The organism is Kitasatospora sp. NPDC059462 (genome assembly GCF_042749955.1).
Taxonomy (GTDB): Bacteria; Actinomycetota; Actinomycetes; order Streptomycetales; family Streptomycetaceae; genus Kitasatospora.
In genome coordinates this window covers 1-7,760 of the sequence record NZ_JBHYUU010000110.1, presented here as the reverse complement: position 1 = coordinate 7,760, position 7,760 = coordinate 1, and the positions used below count along the sequence as shown (strand labels likewise).

The 7,760-nt window shown below is 76.3% G+C and carries 8 protein-coding genes and 1 pseudogene; 7 read left to right on the top strand and 2 right to left on the bottom strand.

The window, feature by feature from the left end:
* Positions 1-90 precede the first annotated feature (90 nt).
* Positions 91-1,017: an LLM class F420-dependent oxidoreductase gene (locus tag ACFXAM_RS24915; RefSeq protein WP_380294458.1), complete on the bottom strand. Its 927-nt coding sequence runs from the start codon at positions 1,015-1,017 to the stop codon at positions 91-93.
* 178 nt (positions 1,018-1,195) lie between these two features.
* Between ACFXAM_RS24915 and ACFXAM_RS24910 the strand changes: the two genes are divergently transcribed.
* On the top strand, positions 1,196-1,570 hold the full coding sequence (locus tag ACFXAM_RS24910) for a DUF6401 family natural product biosynthesis protein (RefSeq protein WP_380294457.1): 375 nt from the start codon (positions 1,196-1,198) through the stop codon (positions 1,568-1,570).
* A 25-nt stretch (positions 1,571-1,595) separates the two neighbouring features.
* Here ACFXAM_RS24910 and ACFXAM_RS24905 read toward each other — a convergent pair whose 3' ends face one another.
* Positions 1,596-2,408: a hypothetical protein gene (locus tag ACFXAM_RS24905; RefSeq protein ID WP_380294456.1), complete on the bottom strand. Its 813-nt coding sequence runs from the start codon at positions 2,406-2,408 to the stop codon at positions 1,596-1,598.
* A gap of 203 nt (positions 2,409-2,611) precedes the next feature.
* On the opposite strand from ACFXAM_RS24905, the gene ACFXAM_RS24900 reads away from it, so the two are divergent.
* From ACFXAM_RS24900 to ACFXAM_RS24875, 6 genes and pseudogenes are all read left to right on the top strand, one after another.
* Positions 2,612-3,385: an alpha/beta hydrolase gene (locus ACFXAM_RS24900; protein ID WP_380294455.1), complete on the top strand. Its 774-nt coding sequence runs from the start codon at positions 2,612-2,614 to the stop codon at positions 3,383-3,385.
* A gap of 125 nt (positions 3,386-3,510) precedes the next feature.
* The gene (locus ACFXAM_RS24895) at positions 3,511-3,957 is read left to right on the top strand and encodes a CU044_2847 family protein (protein WP_380294454.1); all 447 of its coding nucleotides are present in this window, start codon (positions 3,511-3,513) and stop codon (positions 3,955-3,957) included.
* 56 nt (positions 3,958-4,013) lie between these two features.
* Positions 4,014-4,907 carry a trypsin-like peptidase domain-containing protein gene (locus tag ACFXAM_RS24890; protein ID WP_380294453.1) on the top strand — a complete coding sequence of 298 codons (894 nt, stop codon included), beginning with the start codon at positions 4,014-4,016 and terminating at the stop codon, positions 4,905-4,907.
* A complete protein-coding gene (locus ACFXAM_RS24885) occupies positions 4,904-6,391 on the top strand; it encodes a hypothetical protein (RefSeq protein WP_380294452.1) in 1,488 nt (495 codons plus the stop codon). Before ACFXAM_RS24890 ends, ACFXAM_RS24885 begins: the two co-directional genes overlap by 4 nt.
* A gap of 50 nt (positions 6,392-6,441) precedes the next feature.
* Entirely contained in the window at positions 6,442-7,497 is a 1,056-nt protein-coding gene (locus ACFXAM_RS24880; protein ID WP_380294451.1) for an AAA family ATPase, read from the top strand.
* 8 nt (positions 7,498-7,505) lie between these two features.
* Positions 7,506-7,760, top strand: a pseudogene (locus tag ACFXAM_RS24875) (hypothetical protein); the annotation flags it as partial.

Genomic DNA, 7,760 nt, shown 5'->3' with positions numbered 1-7,760 from the left:
TGCAAACACACCCGCCGCGGGCGCGTACCCGGGGCCGGCGCCGGCCGGCGGCGGGGGCCGGCCGCCGCGGCGGAGCGGGGGGCGGACCGCTCAGCCGAGCTGCGGGGCGACCCGGGAGGCGATCAGCTCCAGGTGGTCGAGGTCCTCCAGGTCCAGGACCTGGAGGTAGATCCGCTGGGAGCCGACGGCGGCGAACCGGCCGATCCGCTCCACCACCTCGTCCGGGGTGCCGGCCAGGCCGTTGGCCTTCAGCTCGTCGACCTCGCGGCCGATCACCGCGGCCCGGCGGGCCACCTCGGCGTCGTCCCGGCCGACGCAGACCACCAGGGCGTTGGAGTAGACCAGGTCGTCGGCCCGGCGGCCGGCCTTCTCGGCGGCCTCGCGGACCCGGCCGAACTGGGCGGCGGTCTCGTCGACGGAGACGAACGGCAGGTTGAACTCGTCGGCGAAGCGGGCGGCCAGCGCCGGGGTGCGGGTCGGGCCCTTGCCGCCGACCAGCACCGGGATCTTCGCCTGCGCCGGCTTGGGCAGCGCCGGCGACTCGCTCAGCCGGTAGTACTCGCCCTCGAAGTCGAAGGTCTCGCCCACGGCGGTGCTCCAGAGACCGGTGATGATCTCCAGCTGCTCCTCCAGCCGCCCGAACTTCTCCTTCGGGAAGGGGATGCCGTAGGCGGCGTGCTCCTGCTCGTACCAGCCCGCGCCGAGGCCGAACTCGACCCGGCCGCCGCTCATCGCGTCGACCTGGGCGACCTGGATGGCGAGCACGCCGGGCAGCCGGAAGGTGGCGGCGCTCATCAGGGTGCCGAGGCGGATGGTGCTGGTCTCGCGGGCCAGGCCGGCCAGGGTGATCCAGGCGTCGGTCGGGCCGGGCAGGCCGCTGACGTCGCCCATCCTGAGGTAGTGGTCGGAGCGGAAGAAGGCGCTGAAGACCCCGAGCTCCTCGGTGGTCCGGGCCACCCGCAGGAGGGTGTCGTAGCTCGCACCCTGCTGGGGTTCGGTGAAGATACGCAGATCCATACCGGCCATTCTGGTACGGACCGCCCCGCTCCCACCGCGGATCCCCCGAACCCGCACCGAAGGTTCCGCTCCGGTCCGCCGGCCGGCCGGGCGGGGGTGACGGCGGCGTGGCCAAGGTCTCAGTCCGGAACCGCCCCGGGCGGCCGGAGCCGCTCCCGCGCTCGCCTACCGTGGACGGATGCCCGTCACGCCCGACGAGTCGCACCGGGGCTCCCCCGACGACTCCCCAGACCCGCGCAACCGCCCGGCCGGCTGTCCGCTGCCCGGGATCGTCGCCGCCTTCACGCCCCGGCTCGCCGAGTTCGCCTTCGAGCCCGGCTTCACCGCAGCGGTCGACCAGCACGCCGCCGAACTGCGCGAGCTGCTGTACGCGCAGGGGCCGGAGCTGCTGCCCCGGCCCCTGGACCGCGAGGAGCTGTCGGACTACGCCCTGGGCTTCCTCGACGCGCTCACCGAGATCGGCTGGCGCGAGCCGGTCGGGTACGACTACGCGGTGCACCGGCTGACCGCGATCTGCTGGCTGGTCCGGCAGGACGGCCTGCTCGCGGCCTGAGCCCGGCGGGCGGCCGACCGCCCGCTCAGCCCGGCTGCTCGCCGGGCCGGCCGGGGTCGATGCCCGGGGCCGGCGGCGGGGTGGCCGGGGTGGTCGGCCGGGCCGGCTGGTTGGTCAGCGCGTCCGAGCGTCCCGCCTGGTAGGCACTGCCGCGCAGCTTGGCGGTCTCCTGCTCGGCACTGGCCAGCCAGCGCTCCCAGCGCTGACGCATCGGGATGATCAGACCGCCGCCGACGCCGACGATCAGGACGCCCGCGATCGAGGCCAGCACCGCGACCAGCACCGGTCCGGTGATCGCGGTGGCGATCCCGGCCTGCCCCAGCGCCGCCACCACGCCCAGCAGGACGATGAACGCCCAGGCGATGGTGGCCACCGTCCGCCCGTACGCCGCGCCGGACAGCGCGCTGCGCACGATGTCGCGCACGGCGTTCGCGATGGCCATCGCCACGACCACGATGACGACCGCCACGATGCCCTTCGGCAGCCAGGCGACGATGCCGTTGATCATCACGCTGATCGGGTTCGGGCCGAAGACGCCGAACGCCAGCTGGAGGGCCATCAGCAGGATCGCGTAGTAGACGATCTTGGCGACGATCCCGGTCAGATCGTACTTCGAGCCCTCCAGGTGCCGGGCGATCCCGGACCGCTCGGCCACCCTCTCGGAGCCGACCCGGCGCAGCACGCGGTCGAGGATCCGGGCGATGGCCTTGGCCACGAACCAGCCGATGACCAGGATCGCCAGGAAGGCGATGAACTGCGGAATGAACTTGGCGACCTTCGACCAGGCCTCGGTGAAGCCGGAGCCGAAGTCGACGGACAGTGCGAGCTGCTGAGCCACGGGAGTCCTCCACTCGGCGACACCGCGCCGGGAGCGGCGCGGGGACCCCCCACCCTTCGTGGATAGCAGGGTCCCCGGACGCCCGCACGCCCCGGCGGCCCGCACTGGCCTCCGCGGGTGAACCCGCCGCTGCCGCCGGGGCGCCCCCGCCGCGTACAGTGGCGGTCCGGGAACACGGACGACGGGCGGGAACGGGGCGGACCTTGGGCGACAACGGCGGGGGCGGTCACCGGGCGCTGGTCTGGCACGGGCGGCCGCAGCGGCCGGGCGCCGCGGTCCTGGTCCTGCACGGCGGAAAGGAGCACAACCTCTCCCGGCCCGGGCCGCTCAACCTGGCCGGTCTGCGGATGACCGGCTTCGTGCGCGCGCTGCGCCGGGAGACCGCGGGCGCGGACATCGCGGTCGGCAGCGTCCGCTACCGGCACCGGGGCTGGAACGGCGAGCGGGCCGACGCCGCCCGGGACGCCGTCGCCGCGCTCGACGACCTCGCCGAGGAGCTGGGCCCGGTGCCGACCGTCCTGGTCGGCCACTCGATGGGCGGCCGGGCGGCGCTGCGGGCGGCCGGCCACCCCACGGTCACCGGCGTCGTCGCGCTCGCCCCGTGGTGCCCGGCCGAGGACCCGTGCGAGCAGCTGGCCGGGCGTGACGTCCTGATGCTGCACGGCGACCTCGACCGGATCACCTCCCCCGCCGACACCCGCGCCTTCGCCGCCCGGGGCCGCGCGGCCGGGGCGCGGGTCTGCGGCTACACCGTCGCCGGGACCGGCCACACCCTGATGCGGCGGATCGGCGACTGGCACCGGGCCACCGCCCGGCTCTCCTCCGGCCTGCTCGGGCTGCACGACCTGCCGCCGGAGGCCGCCGCCGCACTCGCCCTCCCGCCCGGCTCCGACGCCTCCCTCGGCCTGCCGCTGCCCGTCCACCCCCGCAGCGCCCCGCCCCGCTCCCCGTCCCGCCCGCTGCCCACCGACGCCTGAAGCCGCCTGCGGCCGGGGGCCGGGCCAGGGGAGTTTCCCGCCGGGGCCGAAGCGGGCTCCCCGGCCTGCCGGGGCGGGTATTCTGAGGGACCGTCGGAACCAGATCTTCCAAAGGGGCGGGGCCCGTGACCGAAACCGTGACGATCGACCTCGGGGACGGCACGACCGTCCGCGCCGAGGTGATCGGTGAGGTGAACTTCCAGCAGCAGGACGGAAGTTCAGCCAAGCGGGAGCCCTTCGGCGACGCCCGGCTCGGCGGTGGGGCCCGCCGGGCGACCGAACAGCTGGGCGAGGCCGTCGCCCTGACGCTGGACCAGGTGCGGGCCACCGTCCAGGGGGTGGGCCGCTGGGCGGCCGAGAGCATCGCCCAGGACGCGGCGGGCTCGCCGGACGCCTTCGAGGTCGAGTTCGGCCTCAAACTGGCGGTCAAGTCCGGCCAGTTGCTCGGGGTCATCGCCGAGGCCGGCGGCGAGGCCGGGCTCACCGTCCGGCTCTCCTGGGACCTCGCCGAACGCCGCCGGCGGACCGCGCAGCAGCCGTCCCCGCTCCCGGGCGCGGCCGACGCCGAGTGACCACCACGGCGGCGCCCGGCCGTGCGGGCCCCGATCCCCTGCGGTCCTGCGCGGTCATGGTCGAGGTCGCCGGTGACTTCGCCGGCTGCGGGTTCCTGGTGGCCCCCGGCCTGGCCGTCACCGCCGCGCACGTCCTCGTGGGAGCCCGGCGGGAGGCCGCCCCGGTGACCCTGCGGCACGGTCCGGACGTGCACCCCGTGGCCGCCCAGGCCCTCCGGCTGTTCCCGGAGACCGGCACCGGCGGCCCGTTCCACCCGTTCCCCGACCTCGCGCTGCTGGCCGTTCCCGGCTGGAGCGGCCACCCGGTGGCCCCGCTGGGCACCGGGGAGCTCGCGACGGGCACCCGGCTGACGGCGCTCGGCTTCTCCACCCACACCCCGGACCTGGGCACCGCCCGGCCGGACACCCTCGCCCTGCGGGTCGTCGGCCCCGCGGGCGACTTCGTCCGGGTGAGCGGCGACGGCGTGCGGGACGGCCACAGCGGCAGCATGCTCGTCGGCGCGGACGGGCTGGTCCACGGGGTGCTCAAGGGCAGCCGCTCCTACGAACTGGACCACGGCGGCTGGTTCACCCCGGCCGCCGCCCTGGACGCCCTGCTCGGGACGGCGCGGCCCGCGGCGCCCGGCCCGCCCGCGCCGCCGCCGGGCGACGACGAACTGGTCGCCGCCCTGATGGCCTTCCGGCTGCTGCGGCGCTCCGACGGCCGGTTCCTGCTGCTGGACGCGATGGGCCGGGAACTCGGCCTGCCCTACGGCTTCGAGGCGGACGAACTGCCCGACCGCCGCCTGCACCTGCACGCCGTCGTGGCGGGCTGCCGGAGCTTCCGCGACGGCCGGGTCGCCCTGCGGGCCCTGGTCACCGCGCTGGCCGGGCTGGCCCCGGAGGACGGGGCGCTCGACGACCTGCGCCGGCTGGTCGGACGGGCGGTCGGCGAGCGGGAGACCGGATGAGCGGAGCGGCGCCGACGCCGCCCCCGAGACCATGGAGCGGGGCGGCGGACCTCCTGCTGACCGACGTCCTCCTCGGCTGCCCCAGGATGCTCCGGCACGACTTCCGGCAACAACTCGTCGCCGCCATGGGGCGATCCGCCGCGACCCCCGGCATCGACGCCGACATCACCGAGCACGGCCGGCCGAGCACCCACGTCCGCAACCTGGTCGAGGCCGTCGCGGCCCGCGCCGATCCCCGGACCGCGCTGGAGTCCCTGTGCGACGCGCTGCGCGCCCTGGCCCCGGACGACGCCGCCCTGCCCTGGCTGGACCTCACCGCGCTGCTGCTGACCCGCGACCCCGAACCGCACACCGGCGAACTGCCGTCAGTGGTGGCCGAGTTGTTCCGCCTCCCGGCGCTCCCCGGGCTCCACCGCCATGTCCCCGGGAACACCTCCGGACTGCGGAACCTCACCGGCGAGGAGAGCCTGCCCGAACTCCTGGGCCGTCTCGTCGACCGGCGCGACCCCGACGTCCTCGGCCCGCTCACCGGCTTCCTGCGCGCACTCGGCGCCGACCCGTGCGTCACCCGGCACGCCGAACTGCCCGCGCTGCGGCGCTTCGTGGACGCCTTCGGCGGCCCGGCACCCGCGGCCGCGCCCCAGGTGCGGCTGATCATCCAGATCCGGCTGGACGAGGAGACCCCGGAGCACACGGGCGACACCCGGTACCGTCTGCGGCTGTCCTACTACCGCCAGCCGCTCGCCGGAGGCCCGTTCGAGCGCGCCGACCGCCTCCCGGTCATCGCCTCGCTCACCCGGAGCGAACTGGCCGCCGCCGGCGCCGCCGCGCTGGTCCACTGGCCGGCGCTGGAGCGGGAGATCCGCGGCAAGGCCGTGCGGATCGAGTTCCTGCTCCCCCGGTCGATGCTGAGCCACGCGGCCGAGCTGTGGTCCTCCGGCTCCACCGGGCGCCCGATCGGCCAGCACCATCCGGTGGTGGTCCGCTCGCTGGAGCGCTACACCGACAAGTTCGTCAACTTCGAGGCCTGGCACGCCCGGTGGGATCAGCTCGGCGGCCTGGTGGCCGGGGACGGCCGGGCCGACCCGCTCGACCGGATCGGCTGGCCCCCGCTCGACCCGGCGCGCGTCGCCGACCTGCCGGACTGGCTCGCCGCGCGCCCCGCGCTCGCCTGCCTGGGCCTCGACGTGCCGTACGACCAGCTCCACGCCGACGTGCGGTACGCCGTGGACGACGCCATGTACCTCGACGGCCTGCCCGGGCTGCTCTGGCGGCGGGTGGCCGGTGACGCGGACGTCCTCGTCGAGGCGCTGCGCGAGCACCGGCCGGCCCGTCTGGCCGACCTGCCCGACACCGTCCACCGGTACCGCCGGAAGCTCCGCGCCCGCACCCGGGACCCCCGGCACGACGTCACGCTGCTCTGGGAGGACCCGGACTGCGTGGACCCGGACCAGGACAGCCCGTTCCCGGGGATGGCCGGATGAGCGGCACACCCCGCGGGCCGGGGACCACACGCAGCGAGACAGGAGCGGACATGGCCGAGGACTGGTGGATCTACCGGGGCACCGGCGTCCCCCACGACGGGATCGCCCGGCTCCCCGAGGCCCCGGCCTGGCGCGCCTTCGGCGAGCCGGGCGAGGCGGTGCAGGAGCTGCCCCCGGAGGAGTCCGGGGCCGTGACGGCCCGCCGGCTCGGCCGGGCCCGGCAGGCCGCCGCCCACCGGGCCGACGAACGGGAGGTGCAGCTGGTCAACCTCGCCCTGCACCTGCGCCGTCCGCTGCTGATCACCGGCAAACCCGGTGTCGGCAAGTCGACACTCGCGTACGCCGTCGCCCATGAGCTGGGCCTCGGCCCGGTGCTGCGCTGGCCGGTCACCAGCCGCTCCGCCCTGCGCGACGGGCTGTACAGCTACGACGCGATCGGCCGGCTGCACGAGGCCGGGCTGCGGCGGGAGGCGGCGGACCGGCGACCCGCCCGGCACCTCCGGGTGGACCGGGAATCCGGGGAGCCCGGCATCGGCGGCTTCCTGCGGCTCGGCCCGCTCGGCACGGCGCTGCTGCCCTGGCGCAGGCCCCGGGTGCTGCTGATCGACGAGATCGACAAGAGCGACCTCGACCTGCCCAACGACCTGCTGAACGTCTTCGAGGAGGGCGAGTTCGAGATCCCGGAGCTGGTGCGGCTCGGCCCCGGCGAGCACACCGTCGGCACCGCCGACCACGGCGGGACGACGGTCGTCCGCGGCGGGGTCGTGCGCTGCGCGCAGTTCCCGCTGGTCGTGCTCACCAGCAACGGCGAACGCGAGTTCCCGAGCGCCCTGCTGCGGCGCTGCGTGCGGCTGGAGATCCAGCCGCCGGGCGCGGAGCGGCTCGCCGCGATGGTCGCCGCCCACCTGGGCGAGGAGGCGGCGGCCGCCGGGTCGACCAGGGCGCTGATCGCCGAGTTCCTCCGCCGCCAGCGGGAGGAGGGGGCGGAGCTGGCCAACGACCAGCTGCTCAACGCCCTGCTGATGGCCGGACGCGGCCTCGTGGACGGCGAGCGCGGCCACGACGTCCTGCACGACGTCCTGCTGCGCCCGCTCAACGAGAGCTGAGCGGGCGGGTGGACCGGTCCTCGGAGGTGCCGCCGGGCCAGGCGGAGCAGGACGCGTCGGCGGATCCGCTGAGAGAGGCGCTCGGCGCCCTGCTCACCCCGGGCGACGGCGGGCCGGTGACGGCCGGCGACCTCGCGGACGTCCTGTGGATCGCCCGGCTCTCCGGACTGGGCCCGCCGCCGGCCGCGCCCGCGGCACCGGGGTCCGCCGGCGACGGCCGGCCCGGGCCCGCGGCCACCGGCGAGGCGCCGACGGACCCGCCC